This is a genomic window from Bacillus sp. C-3-6, assembly GCF_054509685.1.
In genome coordinates this window covers 4,959,939-4,983,230 of sequence record NZ_CM137247.1, presented here as the reverse complement: position 1 = coordinate 4,983,230, position 23,292 = coordinate 4,959,939, and the positions used below count along the sequence as shown (strand labels likewise).

Here is a 23,292-nt window from a genome sequence, read left to right as displayed (position 1 = left end):
TATGTTCGACAATACCCTCTCTTTTTTTGTACGATTTTTGCTATACTAAACTGTACTATAATACAAGGTGGAAGGAGGAGAATGATGAAAATACTTGTGGTTGATGATGAATCGAGTATTCGTAATTTGATTCGGATGCAGTTGGAGATGGAAGGTTATGAAGTATTAGCAGCGGCTGATGGGAGAGAAGCTTTAGAGAAATGGAATGAAGAACCGGATGTATTGATTTTGGATGTTATGCTTCCGGATACGGATGGGTATGAGTTGCTTCGTTTGTTCCGTGAGAGGGATAGGGATATTCCGGTGCTGATGTTAACGGCAAAGAGTCAGATGAATGATAAGTTACTTGGCTTGCAGCTTGGTGCTGATGATTATGTGACGAAGCCGTTTAATTATGCGGAGCTTATTCTTCGGGTTAAGAATATGGCGCGGCGTGTAAAGAAGACGGAGGCGGCTGTAAGTCATGAAGTAATTGAGGCTGGAGAGATAGTGATTTGTCCTAAGGAAAGAAAGGTACATGTGAGTGGACAAGAGATTCAGTTAACGTACCGAGAGTTTAATTTATGTCAGTTGTTTGTTTCAAATCCGCAGCGTGTGTTTATGAGGGATGAGTTGCTTGAGAAAGTATGGGGATTTGAGTATATCGGAAATACGAGAGCAGTTGATATTATGGTGCAGAGACTTCGAAAGAAGCTTGGGACGAGCGGAGAATATATTAAGACAATTTATGGCGTTGGCTATAAACTGGATTGTTAAGTGGTGATGGTATGTCTTTAAAGCGAAATATGGTGTTCGGAATAGTTGGGCTGTTAATTCCGATTTTTGTTCTTTTATATGCAGTTGTTTATATTACGTTAGAAAAGAATATGTATCATAACGCAGCAGGTTCTTTAGAAAAGTTAAGTGTAGAAGCACAAATTTATACGATGAATTATTTAGAGAAGGAAGCGGAAGTGGATACGCTTGGTCCTAATTCACTTTTAATTGCGTCGTATTTAGCGAAGCGTATGGATGTCCGTGTGCAGATGATCGGGAAGAATGGCGATGTTGTTGCAGATACACAAAAAGGAGCATTGCTTCACCGTAACATCGACATTGAGAGTTCCTTGAAGGGAAAGAAGTCTTATGTTTTTGAGGAGGCGGATCCCGCTCCCATTCTTTTGTTTTCAAGCCCGGTTTATTATGGAAACGATGTCATTGGAAGTATTCGTTTTATAAATGAGTTAACGGGTGAGAAGGAAGTTTTAACAAATGTGAGCTGGACGTTCTTAATGACGTCTCTTTGCCTAGTAGCTACCGGTATTTTCTTTGCGATTCGTTTGGCGAAGTCTCTTCATAAACCAATTGATCAGTTGAGACAAATGGCACAGCGGCTCGCGAATGGTGATTATAAGAGTAAGATTGAGTTAAATGAGTACGTGGAAATTGCTCAGCTTTCCGCATCTTTTAACGCGATGGCCGATGGAATTGAACTGCATATTAAGCAATTGCAGGAGGAGAAAGAGAAGCAGAAAGATTTCCTAGACCGCATTACGCATGAGCTAAAAACACCGCTAACGGCAATTATCGGTTATGTTGATTTAATTCCGAAGTTACAATCGAAAGAAGATGTACAGGAAAGTCTTCGTTATGTGGCGGTGGAAAGTGAGCGTTTATTATCACTTGTAGAGGAACTGCTTAAGTCTTCGAAATATGGGACGAGTACGTTTGAGGTGTCTCCTACAGTTGTGAACATAAAGGAATTGGCAGAAGAAGCAGTTTCAATTGTGAAACCTCGTCTAAATCAGTTTGAAATTGAAGTGATAAATGAGTTAACGGATGTACATGTTGTTGCAGATTTTGATAAGACGAAGCAAATTTTCTTAAATGTGCTTGATAATGCAATTAAGTATAGTGATGCTTCGCACATTCGTATGAATGTAATTGTAAATGAGCAGGAGGCGAAGGTTTTTGTTCATGATGATGGGATCGGTATAGATGAAGTGGTGCTTGCAGAGTGGAATGAGTCTCCGAAAGGAAAGGCACTTCCTTCTAGTTACGGGAATGGTTATGGTTTGTATATTTGTCAGGAGATTATGAATAAACAGGGCGGAAGCATGCGGATTGAGAGTAGTGAAGAAATAGGTACTACAATATTCATTACATTTTTGCTTCCGAGAAGGATGGAAGACATAAAAAACTTGAAAGCGGTTAAATGATACATTTATGAAACAATTATGCGGTATTTTCGAAACAACGTTTTTTTATCTTGGAGGTAGGCAGAAATGAAAAGGCTATCATTTCAAATTCTTATGTTTGTCATTTGTATGATTGTTTCTCTTGTTTTGTTTTATGTTATGGAGAAGCAAATCTATAATCGAATTAACATTGTAAATGATAAACAAGCCGTTTTACAAAGGGTGAATGAATCTCTTCCAATTGAAGTGAAAGTAAGACATGAAAAGTGGGGAGAAATTGTTGTAACGGATGAAGTTCGTTTGCATACGATTGTTTCATTCTTTGACCGAATTCGAATAGAGCCTGAGGGCGTTAAGAGCCAAGAACAAGTATTTACTGGAGAAGTAACGTACTTGAATGGACATAAGCGTACTTTTGCAGTAGGTGACTTGTTCCAGTATGGGGAAAATGTATACGGAAAGAATGGCATGGATCCGATGATTTCAGCACTTCAAACGTATTTATTAAGCCTGTATTACACGCCAGAGCGTATTAGTGATTTCTTTGCTTCAGCAAAGGACGTCGTAGTACGTCAAGGCGATGTGGTACGTACTATCAATCTTACGCACATACTTGATTCTATTCGATACGCAAAGCAAATTACAGATTACGGAGAAATTCAGAAGTTATTACAATCGCAGAATGAACCGATTGCTTATATTACAGCTTATAAAACAGGTAAGCGTGTAAAGAATGATCGTGAAGATATTCTTACGATTTCTGTGTATCCATCGTACTTTGTTGTGCAATATCTCGGTGATAATAACGGAAATGTCATGTATATGAAAGGCTCTCTAGCAGAGTTATTCGTAAAGGAGAATGCGTCATGAGAAAGATAGCCTTTTTCTTCTTTTTGCTAGTAATTGGAGGAGCGATGTCTAGTTGCTCTCGAGATACAACCTCTATTAAATATAGTAAAAATGGTCTCCCTATTTTGGATGATCGTCATATTGTTGCGTATGTAGCGGCTCGTGAGGAAGTTGGTGAAGCGTTACTTTCATCATTTTGTAAGCCGCGCGGATGTACGTATGAATTTATTCGTCTTTCAACAGAAGAACTTCTTCGTAGAGTGGAAGAAGAAGCTGGAAATCCGAAGGCGGATATTATTATTGGCGGTACAGTAGATGCGCATCAAATGATGAAGCAAAAAAATCTTTCTATTCCTGTGATAAGCCAACATGCAAATCGTATTTCAAAAACTGTTAAAGATAAAGATGGTTATTGGTACGGTTATGAAGTGGAGAAGCTGGCAATTGCGATTAATAAAGAGCGGTGGAACGAGGAAATAGCACCGCTCGGTCTCTCGTATCCGTTAAGATGGAAAGATTTATTGAATCCAGTATATAAGGGAAAGATTGTCATGCCCGATCCAAATGTTTCAGGTACAGCATATACGTTTTTTCAATCACTTATTGATACGTTAGGTGAAGAGGAAGCGAAGGAATATGTGAAGAATCTGGCAGAACAAGTTGGAGAAGTAACAGTGAATGGTTACATCCCAGCAGAACTTGTTGCGAGTGGTGAATATATGATAGGCATCAACTTTATGGGAGATCAGAGAATGCTTCAAAAACAAGGCTTTCCGATTTTAAGTAACGAACCTGAGCAAACAGGGTTATCCGTTAATGCGATTTCTAAACTAAAACGTGCACCGAGTGGTATTATTGCGGATTTATTTATTGATTATTGTTTATCAGAAGAAGCGGGGCATATTTTAGAAAAAGTGTCGTTTGGCGTACCAACGATGTTTGCGAAGAATGAGAAAGAAATAGAAGGACAGCCGGTTAGAAGGACGAACCAAAATATATCAAATAGCGGAATAATCGAGATATGGAATAGACAGCGTCTCTCTCTGAAGTGAGAAAAGGAGACGAAAATATATGTTTAAATGGCTCAAGCCAGCACCTGCAATTGAAAGATTGCCAGCGGATATGATCGACCGTGTATATCGATTACTACGTATTCGTGTGTTAATCGGGATTTCAGTTGGATATGCTGCTTATTATTTAGTTCGTAGTAACTTTACGTTATCAAGTACGTATTTAGTACAAGAATATGGTTTTAGTACAGCTGAAATTGGTCTACTAGGTTCAGTAATGGCAATTGTTTATGGATTTAGTAAGTTCTTTATGGGTAATTTATCAGATAAAGCTTTCGCCCAGCGCTTTATCGCAGTCGGTTTATTCTTATCAGGGCTTGTAAATATTTGTTTCGGCTTTGCATCATCATTTGGGATGATTGTTACATTACTTGTTGTTAACGGTATTGTACAAGGTATGGGAGCACCACCTTGTAGTATTGTTATGACAAAATGGTTCTCGAAGAAAGAACGCGGTACGAAAACAGGTCTTTGGAATATTTCACATAACGTTGGTGGAATGCTTGTGCCACCACTTGTCGGAATTGGTGTAGGTATTTTTGGTGAAAACCATTGGCAAGGCGGCGTGTTTATTTTCCCTGCAATTATCGCAATGGTAATTTCGGTTCTTGTTTGGATTAATGCGAAGGATACACCAGAATCTGAAGGTCTTCCTCCAATTGATGAGTATCGTAATGACTATGAAAATCTTGAAAAAGCAGATAATGCTAACAAGATGTCACCAAAAGAAATTTTAATGAAGTATGTAGTGAAAAATAAATTTGTATGGTTCTTATGTATTGCGAATGCTTTTGTTTATTTAATTCGTTTCGGTGTTATTAACTGGGTTCCACTTTATTTAACGACAGTTAAAGGATTTTCAAAAGCGGAAGCGCATGCGGCATATGCAATCTTTGAAGGTATGGCAATTCCAAGTTCATTAATCGTTGGTTTTTTAAGTGATAAATTGTTTAAAGGAAAACGTATGCCATTATGTATTATTAGTATGGTTGGAGTTGTTATTGGTACGTTTATATATTGGCAAGCAACTAGCGTACTTGTTGTAAGTATTGCAGTTTCTATTATCGGTTGTTTAATTTATGTACCACAGTTCTTAATCGGTTTAAGTGCGATGGAATTAGTACCGAAATTTGCAGTAGGTACGACAGTTGGTATGTGTGGTCTATTCGGTTATGTAGGCGGAAGTCTTGTAGCTAACGCAGCAATTGGTGTTATTGTTGATCGTTCTGGCTGGGATGGTTGTTTCATCTTACTACTAACAGGTGCGGTTTTATCAACAATCTTCTTATTTATTGTTCAACGTGGACATGAGAGAAAAGATCCTAAAGTAGCGTAATATTTTGTTTGAAAAGCTATCCAATTGTGTGTGATTGGATAGCTTTTATATTAGAAAAAACAAACAGTATGTAAAATTGCAGTTTAATATGTAAATGATTTTTGTTAATTAATATAATTTTTTTAGATTCCATAAACCAAATAGATACATGGTTATACCGAAAAATCCGCCAGCGCAACCCCAAAGCACAACATCAAATAAAGAAATAGAGATTTCTTCTGAGCCTACATAGGGAAGGATATAATTCATAAAAACAAACATTTGAAAGCCCCAAAGCACACCTGCTTTTAAGCCAGCTTTTCTTAATTTTTTCTTGTGTTGTAAATATTCTTCTTTTGTTGCACATTCAGTATCACTTAAACCTTTTTTCTTGAATTTAAAGGCTAAGTAATTAGCGTAAATCATATTAGATAGAAAAATGAATATTGTCCCTATAGATATTGTGTGATTCATAGTATCAACAAGTAACATAATAAGCATTACCAACATATTTAACCACCACAAACCAATTCCAGCTACAGATAACTCTTTATTGATTTCTTGTTTTTGGTATTCATCTCTCTCACTTAGTGTTCCAACAAAACTATTATAAACTCTTTCTTTCCATTCAATTTTCATCATTTAATCTCCCTCCCAAAATAGACTATTTAAATCTGTTTTTAGTGCTTTTGCTAATTCGATACATAAGGCTAAAGAGGGGTTATATTTATTGTTTTCAATTAAGTTTATTGTCTGTCTCGCTACGTTAACTTTTTTAGCTAATTCTAGCTGCGATAGACCTTCAGATTTTCGATATTGTTTAACGTTATTCAAATATAACCCTCCCATTGATGGTTGTAGACCTCGTGTGCCAAAATGTCATTTATATGTGACATTTTATAATTGAATAGATGAAATGTCAAATATATATGACAAAATAGCGATGGTGCAATTAAGAAAATGATTTTAATGATTCATTTTGGCAAGAAGTTTGTTAATAAAGAATGGCTTCCATTCAATTAAAATTGCTCTTTTTCCTTTCCTTAAATCTATCTTAAAAGATATAATGTCATATTTCTAATCATTGGAATTTTTGTTACAATATAAATGGATGTGTAAAACTTTGTAAAAAGATTGTAATAATATACAATTTATTTTCAGAAAGTTTTATACAATTATGGTATTTATTAAACTATTAATTTATAAAGGGAGAGAGAATATGTTACCAAATACGGTTCGTACTCCAAACAAGAAGAAGAAATGGATTATTATTGGGGTTATTGCACTAATTGTTATTGTAGCGGCAATTAATATTTTTGTTATGCAAGGTAAGAAGAAGGGTGCATCAACAAATGCTGATGCTGTAAGTTTTGAGAAAGTGACAGAGCGTAAGCTGAATAATACAAAGTTAATTTCTGGTCAGGTGAAGCCTGGTAATATCGAAAGCTTCTATGCAGATCCGGCCAAAGGAAAAGTGAAAGATATTGAGGTGAAAGAAGGGCAAGAGGTAGAAAAAGGTACGAAGTTATTCTCTTATGACAATGAAGAGATTAACCTTCAAATGAAGCAAGCTGAGCTTGATCAGAAGATGGCGGATATGCGTTATGATCAAGGAAAGAAAAAGATTGATTCGCTCAAGAAAGAAATTAAGAAGGCAAAAGATAGCGGAGCTGGGAAAGAAGTAACAGATCCGATGGACGAGCAAGTAAACGAATTAGAGATAGCTCAAAAGACAACTGACCTTGAGAAAGAAAAAGGAAAGTTGCAGAAAGAAGAGTTAAGTAAGAAGCAGAAAGAGCTTACGATCTATAGTAATTTCGCTGGTGTTGTTCAAAAGTTAGATAAAGATGCGGCACAAAGTTCATCTCAAGCGTTAGGTGGTCAAGGAAAAGCGTTTTTACAAGTAGCTTCTAAAGATCCATTCCAAGTTCAAGGTACGTTAACTGAGCTTCAGAAGTCACAAATTCAAAAGGATCAAACATTCACTGTAACAGCGAAAGCAAATAATAAGAAGAAGTGGACTGGTAAGATTACAGAGGTAAGCGAATTCCCAACAAGTGCAGAGATGGCGCAAGCTGGCGGCATGGGTGAAGCAACTCAAAATATGTCCCAATATACATATAAAGCTAGCCTTGATAGTCAAGATGGTTTATCTCCAGGTTATCATGTTTCCCTGCAAGTAAACTTAGAGAATAAGACGATGATTGCTGTTCCAAGTAAAAGCATTGTAGAAAAAGGCGATGATGCATTTGTTTATGTTGAGGATAAAGGGAAGCTTCGTAAACAAAATGTGAAAAAAGGTTCTACTGATGGAGACTGGACAGAGGTTGTAGAAGGCGTAACAGTGGGGCAAAAGGTGGTTAAAAATCCTTCCGACGATGTGTATGACGGAATGGAAGTGAAAGAGAAATGATTACGTTAAATAATATTGCTAAAACGTATTATCAAGGAAAATTGGCGGTGCCGATTTTGCATGGTATTAGTTTAACGATTCAGAGTGGTGAGTTCGTTTCGATTATGGGACCGTCTGGTTCTGGTAAGTCGACGCTTATGAATATTATTGGTTGCCTAGATCGTCCAACAGAAGGCGAATATATGCTGAATGACGTGAATATCTTAACAGCAGACGAGTCAAAGCTTGCTTTAATTCGTAATGAATATATTGGCTTTGTATTCCAGCATTTTAATTTACTGCCTCGTCTTTCCGCAGTGGAAAATGTTGAGCTTCCGCTCGTATACGGTGGCGTGAAGAAAGCGGAGCGTCGCAAGCGTGCTTTGGAGGCGTTAGGTAAAGTTGGATTAGCAGACCGCGTGCATCATTTACCAAATGAGTTATCCGGTGGACAGAAGCAGCGTGTAGCGATTGCAAGAGCGATTGCGAATAACCCAACGTTCATTATGGCCGATGAACCGACTGGTGCACTTGATACGAAGTCTGGTGAGCAAGTTATGGATATTTTCACGAAGCTTAATGCAGAAGGTACAACAATTGTTATGGTTACGCATGAAGAGGAAGTAGCAGCGTATTCTTCCCGCCGCATTGTACTGCGAGACGGGAAAGTTACAGAAGATAGAAGGTGTGCGGTATGAGTTTACTAGATAGTATAAAAATTGCCCTATCTTCTATTTTAGCTCATAAATTACGTTCAGCTCTTACGATGCTCGGTATTATTATCGGGGTAGGTTCGATTATTACGGTCGTTGCAATCGGGCAAGGCGGGGAAGCGGCATTGAAATCGCAGTTTGTTGGGGCAGGTAATCAAACAGTTCCGATTCATTATAGTGCAGATATAAACGATCCTTTCGGTATGGGAATGGTAGAAGCACCGAAGATAACTGAAGAAGACATTTTTGAAATTAAAAAAATTCCAGAAATCGCACATGTGGTAACAACAAATTCAACCATGGAACCACTTGATATTGAAGATAAAAAAGAAATGGTGAGTATTACTGGATTAGATAGTGAGTACTTTGCAGTAAATAAAGTAAAGTTGTTAAAGGGACGTTCTTTACAAGAATCAGATGTGGATCAAGGTAATAACGTTGTTATGATTAGTAAACAAATGGAAGAAAAGGTGTTTAAGGATACCAATCCAGTCGGTAAAATTATTGAAATGAAAGGTCAACCGATGCAAATTATTGGTGTCTACAAATCAGATAATGAGTTTATGGGAATGGGACCATCAGAAGCGCTAGTTCCAATTTCATTATGGCCGACACTGTATGGAAAAGATGAAATTCAAAATATTTCTGTTCAAGCAAAAAATGTAGATAATCTAGAAAAAGCAGGTAAAAAAGCTGCAGATGTTTTAAATAGTCGTAAACCTACTGATGCAACTGGTAAATATGAAGTTATGAATTTAAAAGAAATTCAAGAAGGTATTTCGAAGATGACCGGTATTATGACAATGATCATCGGTGGTATCGCTGGTATTTCATTAGTCGTTGGTGGTATCGGTGTTATGAACATCATGCTTGTATCTGTAACGGAGCGTACGCGTGAAATTGGTGTACGTAAAGCACTTGGAGCAACGCGTAGTAAAATTTTATTACAGTTTTTAATTGAAGCAGTTATGTTAACACTTCTAGGTGGTTTGATCGGAATTGGTCTTGGGTATGGCGGAGCATATATCGTTTCTACATTCGCAAAATGGCCACCACTCGTTTCATGGGAAGTTGTCGTTGGAGGCGTACTGTTCTCGATGACACTTGGTATTATTTTCGGATTAATTCCAGCGAACAAAGCTGCGAAATTAGATCCAATTGAAGCATTGCGTTATGAATAATTAATAGTGTAGTAGAACTACACATTACCGTTCTAGTGGGCGGTTCGTAGCCTCTTGCGTGAGGAAGTGAACCGCCCGTTAGAACGGGTTATATAAATAGAAGGAGGCGTTATAATGGAAGCGAATATTAATACGCAAGATGTAGTTTCAAAAAAGCCATCATTATTTGGAATGATTACTTCTCCAGGTGAGCAGTTTGAGAGAATGAAGACGAGTAATGCAGTTTGGGGTGCATTTTGGCTACTTGTTTTAATAGCTGGGCTTGTTGGGGGATTTGCTGCTTATGTATATTCTCTAACACCTGAGGCAATTAAACTTAATAAGGAATTAGGTGTTACTGTTTCAGCTGCAATGACATACGGTATGGGATTTGGGGTAATTGCTATTAGTATGGCATTTGTCTTTCTACTTAGTGCTGTGGTGTATAAAGTGTTAATGGTGTTTATAAGCAATGATACTTCTTTTAAAAAGTTATTAGCGATTACTGTATATTCAAGTGTTATTTCATTACTAGGTTTATTAATAAATACGATTTTAGCATATATTTTAGGTGGATCAGGTCAAGAAATGTACACTGGCCTAGAGCCAATCTTTGCTTCAAGTAGTGGTGTTGTAAAAGGCATTGTAAGTAAATTTGAAGTGTTTACAATCTGGGGATATGCAGTTACATGGCTAGGTCTTCAAATTACAGCAGGTTTGACTAAAAAGCAGGCAACAATTATTACTATTGTTTTCTTTGTTTTAACTCTTGGAATCGGAGCTTTACAAGGTATGTTCCAATAAGGAAATAAGATAGAAAAGGTGGCTCTTCCAAGAGTCACCTTTTTTATTTTTATCCCTATTTCAAATACCACCAATAAAATTTCAAATTCTACATAGTGTAATTTCAAATTCCGTCGGTAGTATTTGAAATTACTCACAGTGAAATCTTTTCTTTATTTTTATATTGTGAAGGTACCGCGGAATACTAGAAAGGTATACCTTTTAGAAACGGGTACTGTGTGAAGCCAGCGACTTTTACAGAGGCAGTTGTTTTGTATGAAGGGATGATTGTAAATCAAATAAAGAAATTAGGTATTCGCCAAGATTATGAAGAGTATTATCAATGTGGTTTAATTGGTCTTTGGCATGCATATGAAAGATTTGATGCGGAGAAGGGTTGTTTCCCTGCATATGCAGTTGTAACGGTGCGAGGTTATATATTAGAGAGATTGAAGAAAGAGTTCACAGTGCAGGAGAGATGTGTATGTGTAGGTGAGTATGAAGAAATCTTTCATTTTGAAGATGTTGAAATGAGAGTGAAGGATTTTATGAGTGTGTTAGACGAGAAGGAGAAGTATATTATTTTTGAACGTTTTTTTGTAGGGAAGACGATGGGAGAAATCGCTTTAGAGACGGAAATGACATATTATCAAGTAAGATGGATGTATCGGCAAGCACTCGAGAAAATGCGAGATAGTGTAAGAGGATAAAAATAACAAATAGAATGGAAGGTAAGGAAATACTACCTTCCATTCTATTTGTTATTAAGGTGATGAATCTTGCATGTTCATTTGGGATAATACATATCCAGCTTTCCATAATTGCTGACTTAGCTTATGGGAACTAATTTGTATCGTTACGGTAGCTCCGTTTGAAAAATGAATTTTAGCTCGTTTAGCTTTTTGGAAAAACTCTATTGTATGAACATGTTTAAAGAAAAGCCAAATACAATTTGGAGAAGCAGGAGATTCTGTTGGGAAAGCACAAATATATTCTCTATGATTGATCGGAATTGGAACGTTTTGTTTAAATTTAAATTTTGTTTTTACAGCATTACGTCTCCCTTGATAAGTAGAATGAATATTTGTTAGACAAGATTTCTGTATAAGTTGGAGAGCAGTTTGACAAGAGTAAAGATGGTTCCCGCTACTGTCGATAATTTTTGTACGGTAATAAGGGTGTTTACATGGTTCAAGCATCATTGTAGAACTAGAAATAAAAATGTTGTTTTCATTATCCATAATTCTATATCCTCCCTTATAATTTTCATTCTGAATATAATTATATATAAATTAAGTGAATTAATTGTTAATATTCTATTTCATATTGTAAATTTTGGCTATTCGTTTACAATCAATAGGTGATAGTCTTTCTAATTTGCATCGCTTGTACATATATATGAAAATAGAAAAGAGTAGGCGGTGATATAGTATGAAGAAAAAGTATATTATTATGGCTTTAGTTGTCGTTCTCCTAGTATATTTAGCAAACAGCAATCCGAGTAAAGGAGAATATACAGAATGGGCAGCGAAGCAGTTTATGAAGCGTAATGATGTGAGTAAGAAGCTAGATGAAGTTCAAAAAGAGAATGAAGAGGGTCTCCTTGGCGACTTGGCATCGGCCGGTAAAAAGTTAGCGAAAAAGTATGTTGAGCCACAAGTTGGGTTATTAATTGATCATTATACGAAGCGAAATGATTATATATTCTTCTCAACATATACGACTGAGTTTGATATAGGTGAAGAACATTATAAGTACGTATGCGTCGGTTTTTCAAAGATTTTTATTCCGATTGAAATGCCGAAGAAAAAAGACGAATCTGCAAAATGATGCAGATTCGTCTTTTTCATTTTATAGAGTAATTGGAACTTCAGATACATTTTTTTCTACAAGGCGAGCTCCCTTTTTTCTTGTATTTTCATCAATGGATGAAAATACAGATGAGGCAAGGATTGTATCCATTACTTGATTTACGACTTGTGCATCGATTGGTGTGATGGGCGTATCGATAGAAAAAACGACTGTTTTTCCATCTTCTTTCGCGAAAATTAACTCTAGTACTTGCATGTGTTATTCCCTCCTTTGTATTTATCCCGCTATTTACGGGACTCGGGTCTGCTGGTTAAATTGCGGCTAATAATCAGCGGGGATGAATAAAATCCCCACTGATCCGAGTTTTACTTTATAGTTTAGAAAGATCTGATGTGCTAACAAGTTGTACAGCGTGAAGTGGTGATGCTTGTAAGGAAGCGAGAGCATGAGCTACGTTGTGTACTTGATCTAAGCTCGCATTTGTTTTAACACGTTTAAATTGTTTGCTCTTGAAAACTGTTTTGCCGTTCTTATCTAATCCGTTGTTTAAGACAAGACGTAAAGTTAAATCCATTACGATTGTTTCAATTGCCATGTGTATCACCTCCTTTCACTTTATAAATAGGGTACAAATGTCATGTTTTGGCGTGAAATTTTTTCTTTTTTTTGGTACCCTTAAAAGATTAAGAGAGGAGAATTCTGGATAATGAATCGTAAATGGTTATTTTGGATTCCTGTATTACTATGGATGGGGCTGATTTTCTATTCTTCGGCACAACCATATAAAAAGCAGGATATGCGTTCAGATATTGAACAATATGTGAATGTTGAATTTGTGAAAGAGCATTTTTCATGGGTATCTATCGATTATGGTGGAGGAACCCCTGTTAGTATTGCCAATAAAGGTGTAGGCGGATTTATTGAGTTTTTCCTTCGTAAAGGTGCTCATTTTATGGTGTTCTTTATGCTAGGTTCATTGATTTATTACGCTTTTCATCGATCAGGTCATTCGAGGAAAAGATGTTTTATATATGCCCTTCTTTTCGTGGCAGGTTATGCAACATTTGATGAAATCCATCAATGGTATACGGGGGACCGTACACCAATGTGGCAAGATTCATTGCTTGATACGTGCGGCGGATTAACCGGGATTATAATAAGTAATTGGTTTTGGAATAGAAAAAAGAGCTAATCTCATTTCGAGATTAGCTCTTTTTTGCGGGTAGTAAAATTTCCCGTAACTGGCCTGATTAAAGTTTCACTTTATCCCGCATTAACGGGCAGTAAGACCCCCACCTCAAAATTCAGCGAAAGCAAAGAAGTTAGGGAGGTGATCAACTGCCCGTAAAAGCCCGATTGGTTCAACTAATAATCAGTGGGGATGAACAAAACCTCCACTGATTAAAGTTTCACTTTATACACCAAGTAATTCTTTTAGTTCGTCTGTTGATAGTTTAGTCATCCAACTATCGCTTGTGATGACCGCATTGTTTAGAGATTGTTTTCTTTCTAGCATTTCATCAATTTTTTCTTCTAATGTTCCTGTTGTAATGAGTTTGTGAACATGAACAAATCGTTTTTGACCGATACGATATGCGCGGTCTGTTGCTTGATTTTCCACAGCTGGATTCCACCAACGATCGTAGTGAATGACATGGTTGGCAGCGGTTAAGTTTAATCCTGTTCCGCCAGCTTTTAAGGATAAGATAAAAATGTCATACGTTCCATTTTGGAATTCCTCAATCATCTTGTCACGATCTTTTTTCGGTACACTACCGTTTAAGAAGAGGACACGCTGGCCGAATTTTTCTTCTAGCACACGTTTTAGCATGTTCCCCATGCCGATGTATTGAGTGAAGATGAGGCAACTTTCATTTTGATTTTTTATATTTTCGATGAGCTCCATTAATATTTTTGTTTTCATGGAGCGTTCAACGACATTTTGTGGCTCTTCTTCTTTTAAATAAAGAGCAGGATGATTACAAATTTGTTTTAGCTTGTTCAGCATAAGTAATATAAAGCCACGTCTTTCAATTCCGCTTAATCCTTCGACATTTTGCAGTGTATCTTGAACAAGTTGTTCATATAAGGAAGCTTGTTCACCAGTAAGAGGACAGTAAGCTTTTTGTTCTTGTTTATCTGGTAAATTTAATGCGACTGTTTGATCTTTCTTCGTTCGGCGCAGTAAAAATGGTGAGATAAACCGTTGAACTTGTTGAATTTTTCCTTCATCACGATCTTTTTCAATCGGTGTGACGAAGCGGCGCTGGAATTGCCCTAAGCTTCCGAGATATCCATGATTAATAAAGTCGAAAATGGACCAAAGTTCAGCGAGGCGATTTTCCATCGGCGTACCAGTTAAAGCGATTTTGTGATTTGCTTGCAAGTTTCGTACTGCTTTCGACTGTTTCGTATGTGGGTTCTTAATATTTTGTGCTTCATCCAAAATAACAGCATCCCAGCATAATGAAGTCAGTTCTTCCTCATCGAGCTGAGCCAATGCATAAGATGTTAATACAACATCTGCCGATTGAAGGAAATCTTCAAATAAATTGCCCTTATCTCTATTACTTCCGTAATGTAATTGAACACGTAAATTCGGTGCGAAACGCTCAAATTCTTTTTGCCAATTTCCAAGAACAGATGTCGGCGCTACGATTAATGCAGGGCCTGTTTTGAGATTGTTTTCTTTTATATATAGTAAGTAAGAGATTGTTTGAATACTTTTACCGAGTCCCATATCGTCAGCTAGCAATGCTCCAAATCCAAGCTTTCGTAAATATAATAACCATTCAATACCGTGTTGTTGATACGGACGAAGTGTTGCGTTTAGTGAAGTAGGGACATCTACTTTTGGAATATCTCCAATATGAAGCAGCTTCTGGAAGAGTTCTTCATAATATCCATCTAGTTCGATTTCAATATCAGTAAACGGGCTATTATCTTCTACAATTTCCGTTTCAGCCGTATTTGATAAATGTTGCTGCAGGACATCTTTCATCTCTAGTCCGTATTTATCGGCACGGTTCATGAGTTTCCTTACTTCTTCGATAAAGGCTGGATCTAGTCGCATCCATTGACCGTTTATATTAAATAGACGTTTGTTTTGTTCAACGAGTTCGAAAAATTCGCTTTCTGATAAATCAATGCCGTTTGTCGAAATGCGCCAGTCAAAATTAACGAGCGTATTCATACCGAAGAACGATTGTGTTTGTGCTGTATTTTGCTTCAACTGGACACGTAATTTCGGTTTTGTTGCTTTTAAATTTTGCCACCATGATGGTAGTAAAATTGTAATGCCAGCTGCAAGTAATTCATTGCTTGCTTCTGTTAAGAAGTTCCACGCTTCGGTTTCAAAGAGCTCATTTCGGAACGTATCTTCTTCTTTTAACCACGGTATGAGCTTACTAAAACCTTCTTGTGTTTCTGTAATCCGTTCTTCGTAATCGTGCCATCTTTTCGGTAAGGAATCGATGTTTTCATATACATATATGCGATGCGCCCCGCGCTTTGGTGTCACAATTGTTTCAAGCTTCCACATTTCAAATTCTTCTTGTGGTTCTTGCAGTCTTAGTCCGATTGTAAACGGAAGATCATCTTCAATATAACCAATTTTTCGAAGCCAATCTTCTTCATGTAGTGCTGTTTCCAATTGTCTTTTCGTAAAGTCGTAATGTTCATATAGTCTTTTGGCATCTTCCCAGCCGTCATTTGAGCGATTATCTTGTAATATGCTTTCATTAACTGCTGCTGAGAAAAGAGATGCTAATGTGTCATCTTCAATTGGTGTATTTTGAACTTTCCAAGATGGTTGTTTGGACCAATGATTCATATCTGGTACGAAGCTGCCACTCGTAAAGGCATCCCATAATTCATTTGCATCTTTCGTAAGGGCTGTAATAGGTCCGTTTATTTGCATATGTGCAAATGAATTCATCGGTTTGTTTGCAATGTATTCAAATGCTTGTGCGTTTGTTAGCATAACACCTTGTTTTCCTTCGAAGGTTGCTTCTTTTAGAAACGTACCGTAGAAAGAAGTGGAGTGCCATGTGAATGCATTTCGTTTCCAACTTGTTACGGATAATGGAGTACCGCTGTCATCTTCTCCCCAAAGGAACCAACCTTGACTAACATGCTGGAGCCTAATTGTTACTTCAGTTTGATTGATCATCGATTAATTTTCCTTTCCGTAATTCCTCTTGTAGTGCACGCAGACGTGAATGGAGATTGGCGATGTGAATAATGAAAGCATCCCATTCATCGGTGCGTTTTAATCGTTTATATAATGTACGTAATTTCTTTAAGTAACGAACTGCGCGTTTATATGATTTGCGATTTCGTTCTTCAATTGCCTCTACAGCAGCAAGATGGTAAAGAGGAAGTGCCGCTTCTGGCGCTTCTTTTTCAATATCTTTCAGTGGCTCTTTTAACAGTTCAATTGCTTCAAATCCATATAGGAGATGAAGCTCTGCCCATGTGCGATACTGTTTTTTCGCGAGTACGTACTGTTCATAGTTTGTGAAACTATACGGTAATAGTTCTTGTAAGATCATTTCGAAACCAGCTTGTTCATTTGTATGTGTTGCATATGTTTCATACATGATTACAAATAGGCGAACGACATCTTTTATAAAAATCGTATTTTCGTGATCTTGGATTGTTTTCTTTACTTGTTTATACGTAAAGGAAAGCCAATTTTTCGCACGATCCCACTGCATGGCACTTAATAGTTCTTCTAACCAATAGAAGTATAGACTCACAACAGAAGCAGGCTGTTTTTTTAGTAAGTCCATCGCTAGTAGATCTTCGTCATTCAAAAAGAGAAGATGGGAAGACGCTAACGCTTTGGATAGTGGATTGATTTTCGTATCGATTCGTTTTTCTTCTTCTTGTATTTTCTCTTTATTGTTTAAAAGTTCACTCCATATGTGACGATAAATGAAAAATCGCTCTTGCGTATAAGTGTCGGTAGAGAAGAATACTTCATGAACGAGACGAGCTGTTTCTTGTAAAATTATTTCAGACTCTGAAGGAATCGCTTCTGATTGTAAGTCCCGAACGATGGATTCCACTTTGTCTACAAATAGGCGAATGACATTAACAGGTTGGTGATAAGAATACGTTTTGTTTGCGTCGAATGCCTGAATTTCTTCTAATAACTTTTGAAAGCAGTAAAGTGCTGCGTGTAACCTGAATAATTCATGTATCGCAATGACACGCGGAGCTTTCCGCTCAAGTTTCGTATAGAAATCTGTAAAGATACTCATAAGAAAATACATTTGTTTATAAGTAAGCCGAGCTTGTTCTTTTTTAAATGATTCATATTCTTTTTCAAAATACGATTGCCAACTTTTATAATCGGTTTCTTCAAAAGCTGATGATTGCAATACTTGTCTTGCAGTTCGAATAGGAGGAAGGGAAGGTTTCGTATTATTTTTAAATAAAGTTAATACATCTCCTACTTGCCCGAAACTAGACGCTGCAGATAGTAATACAGCAAGCATATGCTCACATTGTGTTGGTGCGAAGCAATCACAATAACTTTCAGCGACGTTACGAATCGGAATATGAACGCTATATACGTTGCCTTCCGCATCTACAGTTCCTGATAGTGTATAACCATCAAAGTCAACATTGTAGACAACACCACTACGATATAGGTGCCGAGCTGTAGCGACATGTTCCTGATCAGCTGTTTGCTGTGGATCTAGTCCTTGAACGAACTCATTCGCAATCATCATAATTTCATCTTTCGTAATTGAGTGTTGCAGCATAATATTCCTCCGTACACATATTTCTTTCCTTTACCATTATAAACAAAAAATGCTCAAAACAGAAAAAATGAAATTTGGATTACATAACTTGAAAATCATGGTAATATATAAAATGTTAATTTCATATATGAATATATACGTATAGGAGGAGAAATGATTTGTCAGATTTACAGACGAAGTTAGGTAGTGGAATGAATAAGTTACAAGAAGGAATAGAACAAGGGAAAATGAAGTTGCAAGTTGCACAAGAAATTGCTCAATTGAAAAAGGGAATGCAAGTGCAAATGCAGAAAAAAGCAGAGGTTCTATTAGAGGTTGGACAGCAAGTGTACGTTCAATTAAGAGGAAATGGAGTAAATGAAGCGAGCTTAAAAGAAATGATTGCTCCAGTTCAAGAATTTGATGTAGCTATTTATCAAGCAAGAAAACGCATTGTTGAATTGCAAAAACAACAAGGTGAAAAAGCTACATGTGAATGTGGTGGACCTTTATCAATAAATGATAAGTTTTGTGGTTCGTGTGGAAAGCCTAACCCAATGTTAGCAGTAGAAAATGAAGGTGAAACGGTAAATTGTATTTCATGTAATGAGCATATCGATAAAAACTCTACTTACTGTCCAGTTTGTGGAATTAAGCAAAGTGGGGAGTGAATTAGATGTATTGTCGCACATGTGGAAAACAACATGGTGAAGAAGTAAATTATTGTCCAAATGAAGGTAGTATGGAGATTGCAGGAGCTATAGATGCAATAACATTAGAAAAAGATACTGCAAAATACTGCAAAGGTTGTGGCAATGAAAATGCTCAAAAAAATTTATATTGTCAAAAGTGTGGGTATTCTTTATTTGTTGCGAAGAAAAAAGAACAATCTGTAAAATTGCCTACAATGGATGGTGCTCCTAAAGTTGAATTTAAAGCAGATAAAGCCGTTTTACAAAAAGGTTTTATTGGTGGGGCTGTTGCAAGTATTCTCATGTTAATTGCTGGTTGGATTGGTAGTTTATTATTTGCTTCTATAATAAGTGAGATGTTTAGCAAATTTGCGAAAGAATTAGATATGTTGCCGAATTTTTATTCGAGTGCAACTTCTACGATGTTAAGTTATCATTTACTTGGTTTTACAGCTAACGACGATAGTGGATTGATATTTTCTTTATCTTGGCATACTCCATTTACATTACTACTAATCATTCCATTTATTATTTTCGTTGGTACAGGAATTTGGTTAGGGAAACAGCATGTTGCGAAAACGATTAAAGATCAAATTTTTATGGCATCAACAGTTGGTATTATTTATGGCGTCTTTTTATTCATTATAAGTTTTATAGCATCACAATCTTTTGCAATTCCATTCTCAGAAGCAGGTAAGATTACGGTTGGCTATTCAGCGATTAAGAGTTTATTGAGTGGTTTTGTATGTGGGACATTATTTACTTTATTAGGATTTATTGCTCATACAAGCAAAAACAATATGGCAGCAGCATTTCAAGAGTTAATGCCATATGGAGCGTCTGTTTATTACGGTGTTTCAGCTATGATAAAAGGACTTTTAGTAACAGCAGTAGCGGTTTGTATTATGGCGTTAGTAAGTAAGGAAGATGGTATTGAACCATTAAAAGAAATAACAACTTTAAAATCTGAAAGTACATTATTAGCATTAGAGTTAACACCTCAATTATGGAGTATGGCTCATTTTGCGCCGTTAGAAGTATCAAGTCCAGCACTTAGTAAAGAATTTACTGGAATTGGTAAGAAATCAAAAGCATATGAGAGCACACTATCATTTTCATTTATATCAGGCGTCTCTGTAAATGGCGTAGAGCTTAGAGAGATATTGATTTCAAAAGGAGCAAATGAGGAAAGCCTTGCAGAATTTGATAAAGTGAATAACGTATTCCATTATGGTTTATTACTGCTTATTATTCCATTGTTCTTTATGTTTAGAGCGGGAAGAAAGTTAGCTAAATTACCGACTGCCAATATATATATTACATTAGCGGTATGTAGTGGTTCTTACACAATTATGATGATTGTAATGAATATGATTTCTAAGTTCCAAATTAATGTTTCAGGAACTGTAACAGGTTTATTTGGAACAAGTGGAACGGTATTATCTATGCAAAATTCATTTATATATTTAACTTTGTTTAGCTTGATTGTGACATATGTAGCAGCATTTGCTGGAATGAAATTAGCTAAAAAATAGGAGGAGAGCACGTTGAAGTTTTGTGGAACATGTAAAAAGAACGTTGCAGACCATTTGAACTTTTGTCCTGAGTGTGGGAGTAAAGTAGAAGTAATCGTTGATAACACTGCTGCTTCATATACAGAATTACAAAGCGAGACAAAACCAGTGAAAAGTAAGAAAAATTTATTTTTAATCATTGGTTTAGCTATTATTGTTATTTTATTATTTGGGGCATATAAATTTGGAGCATATAAGTTTTCAAAAGAAAAGCAAGTAAATGTAATGATTGAAGCATTCCAAAAGAAAGATATTAACGCAATTGATGAGTTTGTGAAAGCAAATGATTCAAGCTTAAAGATTAAGACAGAGGATATTAAAGCGTACATGCATTATTTAAAAGAGAATCCTTCTTACAACAAACAATTGTTGTCTTATTTACAGAAAGAGACAGTAGATCAAAAGTTAACAAAAGATAAAGCTGCATTTAAAGACGGGGAAATAGTAGAAGAGGGAAAAGAGTGGTTCTTATATCCAAAGTATAAGTTCAGCATGAAATCTTATTATATGAATGTAAGTACAACTGCAAAGAATGCAGAAATATATGTGAATGACAAAAAAGAAACAGAGCTTTCTAGTGATAAAAATTCGAAAGAGTTGGGGCCATACTTCCCAGGTACATATGTTGTAAAGGCAACGGCGAAGACAGAACTTACTGAATTAGAAACAGAGAAAGAAGTAGATTTAGTGGATGAGCAGAGCGAGAAAGTGAAAATTGATTTATCGCTTGAAGGCAAGTATGTAAGCATTTCTTCTGATGAAAGTGATGCAACTGTATTTGTGAACGGGAAAAAACGTGGAAAATTAAATTATGGAAGTTATAAGCTTGGCCCTGTATCCACAGATGAAACAGTAGAAGTACATTTAGAGAAAACTACTGATTTTGGTGTGATGAAATCTGAAAGTATTAAAATTGGAGACCAAAGCACGTATTACTTAAAATTCCCGAAAGAAACATCAAATTCAGCAGTGGGCGAATTTGTAAAAAATCATATTTATGATAACGTACGTGCAATTTCATTAAATGATTTTAGTTTAATTGAAAATAATTATGATAAGAGCGGGAAATCGTATAAGGAAGACCGTGATTATATACAGTATTTACACAAAAAAGGAATTACAGAAGACTTATTAACGATGGAAGTTCGTAATGTAGAGCGTCAAAGTGATACGAAATATAAAGTAACGACATATGAAGAGTATCACATTCGTTACGGTGATGGATCTGTGAAGTTCAAAAGTTTTAATAACGAACATATTGTAACTGTGAATGGAAATGGAAAGATGCTGTATCATTCTCTTGGTGCAAATAATACGTTGAAATCAGAAGATGTATCTGGTCCAACTCGTTAATATGAGAGAAGCTGTTCAATATTTGAACAGCTTCTTTTTTGTAGCTAAATCGATATTTCGTGTAACCGTTGATATATCGTAAGTTATGATAGATATAATTGAAAAATCGTTGATATATTGCGATTTATGATAGATATATTCGGAAAATCGTTGATATCTTTTTTTTCAATTATGAGTGCGTTTCCTTTAATATCGCTTGTACATACGGATCATGTAATATTTGCTCTATAATTGGCAACATATTTTGTTCAAATGGAATGTCGATAGGAAATGGTTTTTGAGAGCCTGGTTTTATTCCATATTGCACAATTTTGTAATGTGTATTGTTTTCAGACTTGAGCACAATTAACTTATAGCGATTATCATCGCCAGCGAGTGAGAAATCAATAGAAGTAGCGTTATATGTTATTTCATCTTTATATATGTACGGCTTTGGCGTACCAATCCAGTCTACTTTTGCTTGTACATTCATGGGCATAGCCTCCTTATATGTATTATAAATAAATAAAAGCCAGCTCTCAATAAAGAGAACCGGCTTGTAATTTAGCAGTCATTGGTTATTTTAAAATTTTCACTTTAACAGTTTTGCGTCCCCATTTTTGAGCAGCGCTATCTGATCCAAGTAAGATGTCGATACGGTTACCTTTAATTGCACCACCAGTATCTCCAGCGATAGCTTCTCCGTAACCTTCTACCCATACTTTAGATCCTAATGGGATTACTTTCGGGTCAACAGCGATCATTTTCATGTTTGGATTCGCAGTTAAATCATGACCCATTGCAGTTAATACACGGCCGCCATATGTGCCACCGTTTTCGCTCGGGTGAGCTGTATATGCTGTAGCTACAACTGTTAACTCACGACCACCAGATGGTGTGTTAGTTTCAGCAGCTTTCACAGCAGGCTTAGCAGCTGGTTTTGCTTGTGCTGCAGGTGCTTGAGCCTTAGCTGGTGCTTCAGCTTTAGCAGGAACAGTCGTTTCTTGTTTCTCAATTACAGGTGCTGTACCTGTTAAGAAAGGAACATGAACATAAGCTGTTTTCCCGTTATATTCAAATTGTAACCACTCATTTTGTACTTGGTTCGTTGTTTCGATTACATCGTCTTTCTTCAACTTTCCAAGAATTTCTGAGTTTGTGTTCGCTTCAGCACGTACGTTTAATACGTTAGCTGTTACGTAGTAGATGCTTTTTGTGAACTCTGCACTTACGAATGCGTCTTTACCGTCTAAAGTAACTTTTGACCATCCGTTCTCTGTATTTTGAACATCTATCTTATTACCGTTTAGTAATTTACCGACAACTTTTGATTCCGTAGTAGGGTTTTCGCGTACGTTTAGTACGTCTGTTGTTACAACAGTTTCTGCATTAGCAGATGATGTGAAAATCCCAAGACCAAAAACTGCTGCTGTTGCTATACCAATTAATTTTTTCATGATAGCCTCCATTGCGTTTGTTTTCGTGTCCTCATTATAGCAACAGATTTTTTCGGATTTGGGGAAAACACACAATTACAAACCATTCGTAATAAGTCGTTAACATCCTGTAATATAACAAAAAATATAGGAAAGCGTTTTTCATTCTATATGACTCATAGGTTTCTAGTTATATTCAAAATATTTAATACAACATGTTTTTTTCGACGTAAA

24 protein-coding genes are annotated in these 23,292 nt (G+C 36.4%); 15 read left to right on the top strand and 9 right to left on the bottom strand.

The genetic code is table 11. The features are described from left to right. The first annotated feature begins 84 nt into the window (after positions 1-84). The 5 genes from ACW0JX_RS25690 (at position 85) to pgtP (ending at position 5,432) form a co-directional block, all read left to right on the top strand. Complete coding sequence (locus ACW0JX_RS25690; RefSeq protein ID WP_459245208.1) at positions 85-756, top strand: response regulator transcription factor; 672 nt, start codon at positions 85-87, stop codon at positions 754-756. 11 nt (positions 757-767) lie between these two features. After that, positions 768-2,198 carry a HAMP domain-containing sensor histidine kinase gene (locus ACW0JX_RS25685; RefSeq protein WP_459245207.1) on the top strand — a complete coding sequence of 477 codons (1,431 nt, stop codon included), beginning with the start codon at positions 768-770 and terminating at the stop codon, positions 2,196-2,198. A 66-nt stretch (positions 2,199-2,264) separates the two neighbouring features. Beyond that, entirely contained in the window at positions 2,265-3,047 is a 783-nt protein-coding gene (locus ACW0JX_RS25680) for a DUF3919 family protein (protein ID WP_000826618.1), read from the top strand. Beyond that, positions 3,044-4,078 carry an ABC transporter substrate-binding protein gene (locus ACW0JX_RS25675; protein WP_001225641.1) on the top strand — a complete coding sequence of 345 codons (1,035 nt, stop codon included), beginning with the start codon at positions 3,044-3,046 and terminating at the stop codon, positions 4,076-4,078. Before ACW0JX_RS25680 ends, ACW0JX_RS25675 begins: the two co-directional genes overlap by 4 nt. A 19-nt stretch (positions 4,079-4,097) precedes the next feature. Continuing rightward, entirely contained in the window at positions 4,098-5,432 is a 1,335-nt protein-coding gene (pgtP, locus tag ACW0JX_RS25670) for an MFS transporter (protein ID WP_000477603.1), read from the top strand. 108 nt (positions 5,433-5,540) lie between these two features. Here the strand turns inward: pgtP and ACW0JX_RS25665 are convergent, their stop codons facing one another. Both ACW0JX_RS25665 and ACW0JX_RS25660 read right to left on the bottom strand, forming a co-directional pair. Continuing rightward, on the bottom strand, positions 5,541-6,053 hold the full coding sequence (locus ACW0JX_RS25665) for a DUF3278 domain-containing protein (protein ID WP_086389717.1): 513 nt from the start codon (positions 6,051-6,053) through the stop codon (positions 5,541-5,543). Beyond that, positions 6,054-6,245, bottom strand: coding sequence for a helix-turn-helix transcriptional regulator (locus ACW0JX_RS25660; RefSeq protein ID WP_001067016.1), 192 nt, complete (start codon positions 6,243-6,245; stop codon positions 6,054-6,056). 385 nt (positions 6,246-6,630) lie between these two features. On the opposite strand from ACW0JX_RS25660, the gene ACW0JX_RS25655 reads away from it, so the two are divergent. The 5 genes from ACW0JX_RS25655 (at position 6,631) to ACW0JX_RS25635 (ending at position 11,169) form a co-directional block, all read left to right on the top strand. After that, positions 6,631-7,824, top strand: coding sequence for an efflux RND transporter periplasmic adaptor subunit (locus tag ACW0JX_RS25655; protein WP_071731473.1), 1,194 nt, complete (start codon positions 6,631-6,633; stop codon positions 7,822-7,824). Further along, positions 7,821-8,501, top strand: coding sequence for an ABC transporter ATP-binding protein (locus ACW0JX_RS25650; protein ID WP_000631624.1), 681 nt, complete (start codon positions 7,821-7,823; stop codon positions 8,499-8,501). Before ACW0JX_RS25655 ends, ACW0JX_RS25650 begins: the two co-directional genes overlap by 4 nt. Next, positions 8,498-9,697 carry an ABC transporter permease gene (locus ACW0JX_RS25645; protein WP_006922891.1) on the top strand — a complete coding sequence of 400 codons (1,200 nt, stop codon included), beginning with the start codon at positions 8,498-8,500 and terminating at the stop codon, positions 9,695-9,697. The genes ACW0JX_RS25650 and ACW0JX_RS25645 overlap by 4 nt, the downstream gene beginning before the upstream one ends. Positions 9,698-9,811: 114 nt before the next feature. Then, entirely contained in the window at positions 9,812-10,480 is a 669-nt protein-coding gene (locus ACW0JX_RS25640; RefSeq protein WP_097961037.1) for a YknW family membrane protein, read from the top strand. A 218-nt stretch (positions 10,481-10,698) separates the two neighbouring features. Continuing rightward, a complete protein-coding gene (locus tag ACW0JX_RS25635; protein WP_459245206.1) occupies positions 10,699-11,169 on the top strand; it encodes a sigma-70 family RNA polymerase sigma factor in 471 nt (156 codons plus the stop codon). A 54-nt stretch (positions 11,170-11,223) separates the two neighbouring features. On the opposite strand, the gene ACW0JX_RS25630 is transcribed toward ACW0JX_RS25635, so the two are convergent. Then, on the bottom strand, positions 11,224-11,700 hold the full coding sequence (locus tag ACW0JX_RS25630; RefSeq protein WP_000368314.1) for a competence protein ComK: 477 nt from the start codon (positions 11,698-11,700) through the stop codon (positions 11,224-11,226). A gap of 190 nt (positions 11,701-11,890) precedes the next feature. On the opposite strand from ACW0JX_RS25630, the gene ACW0JX_RS25625 reads away from it, so the two are divergent. Then, positions 11,891-12,289: a DUF4359 domain-containing protein gene (locus ACW0JX_RS25625; protein ID WP_000731405.1), complete on the top strand. Its 399-nt coding sequence runs from the start codon at positions 11,891-11,893 to the stop codon at positions 12,287-12,289. A gap of 21 nt (positions 12,290-12,310) precedes the next feature. On the opposite strand, the gene ACW0JX_RS25620 is transcribed toward ACW0JX_RS25625, so the two are convergent. Together ACW0JX_RS25620 and ACW0JX_RS25615 are read right to left on the bottom strand one after the other, a co-directional pair. Beyond that, on the bottom strand, positions 12,311-12,526 hold the full coding sequence (locus ACW0JX_RS25620) for a DUF2922 domain-containing protein (RefSeq protein ID WP_001197593.1): 216 nt from the start codon (positions 12,524-12,526) through the stop codon (positions 12,311-12,313). A 115-nt stretch (positions 12,527-12,641) separates the two neighbouring features. Next, the gene (locus tag ACW0JX_RS25615; protein ID WP_000963861.1) at positions 12,642-12,866 is read right to left on the bottom strand and encodes a DUF1659 domain-containing protein; all 225 of its coding nucleotides are present in this window, start codon (positions 12,864-12,866) and stop codon (positions 12,642-12,644) included. A 111-nt stretch (positions 12,867-12,977) separates the two neighbouring features. On the opposite strand from ACW0JX_RS25615, the gene ACW0JX_RS25610 reads away from it, so the two are divergent. Then, positions 12,978-13,463 (top strand): VanZ family protein, encoded by a 486-nt coding sequence (locus ACW0JX_RS25610; protein WP_023523524.1) that lies wholly within the window; start codon positions 12,978-12,980, stop codon positions 13,461-13,463. Between the two features lie 222 nt (positions 13,464-13,685). Here the strand turns inward: ACW0JX_RS25610 and ACW0JX_RS25605 are convergent, their stop codons facing one another. Both ACW0JX_RS25605 and ACW0JX_RS25600 read right to left on the bottom strand, forming a co-directional pair. Beyond that, positions 13,686-16,442: a DEAD/DEAH box helicase gene (locus ACW0JX_RS25605; RefSeq protein ID WP_459245205.1), complete on the bottom strand. Its 2,757-nt coding sequence runs from the start codon at positions 16,440-16,442 to the stop codon at positions 13,686-13,688. Then, entirely contained in the window at positions 16,426-18,045 is a 1,620-nt protein-coding gene (locus ACW0JX_RS25600; RefSeq protein ID WP_000939149.1) for an SWIM zinc finger family protein, read from the bottom strand. Before ACW0JX_RS25600 ends, ACW0JX_RS25605 begins: the two co-directional genes overlap by 17 nt. A gap of 158 nt (positions 18,046-18,203) precedes the next feature. On the opposite strand from ACW0JX_RS25600, the gene ACW0JX_RS25595 reads away from it, so the two are divergent. Genes ACW0JX_RS25595 through ACW0JX_RS25585 form a run of 3 tightly spaced genes read left to right on the top strand, consistent with a single transcriptional unit; the run spans position 18,204 to position 21,643 of the window. Continuing rightward, entirely contained in the window at positions 18,204-18,695 is a 492-nt protein-coding gene (locus ACW0JX_RS25595; RefSeq protein WP_001281749.1) for a zinc ribbon domain-containing protein, read from the top strand. Between the two features lie 5 nt (positions 18,696-18,700). After that, complete coding sequence (locus ACW0JX_RS25590) at positions 18,701-20,251, top strand: zinc ribbon domain-containing protein (protein ID WP_050844732.1); 1,551 nt, start codon at positions 18,701-18,703, stop codon at positions 20,249-20,251. 12 nt (positions 20,252-20,263) lie between these two features. Continuing rightward, entirely contained in the window at positions 20,264-21,643 is a 1,380-nt protein-coding gene (locus ACW0JX_RS25585) for a zinc ribbon domain-containing protein (protein WP_459245204.1), read from the top strand. Between the two features lie 169 nt (positions 21,644-21,812). Here the strand turns inward: ACW0JX_RS25585 and ACW0JX_RS25580 are convergent, their stop codons facing one another. Together ACW0JX_RS25580 and ACW0JX_RS25575 are read right to left on the bottom strand one after the other, a co-directional pair. Beyond that, positions 21,813-22,115: a DUF3910 family protein gene (locus ACW0JX_RS25580; protein ID WP_459245203.1), complete on the bottom strand. Its 303-nt coding sequence runs from the start codon at positions 22,113-22,115 to the stop codon at positions 21,813-21,815. Positions 22,116-22,200: 85 nt separating this feature from the next. Further along, on the bottom strand, positions 22,201-23,079 hold the full coding sequence (locus ACW0JX_RS25575; protein WP_053563347.1) for a cell wall-binding protein EntA: 879 nt from the start codon (positions 23,077-23,079) through the stop codon (positions 22,201-22,203). Positions 23,080-23,292 lie beyond the last annotated feature (213 nt).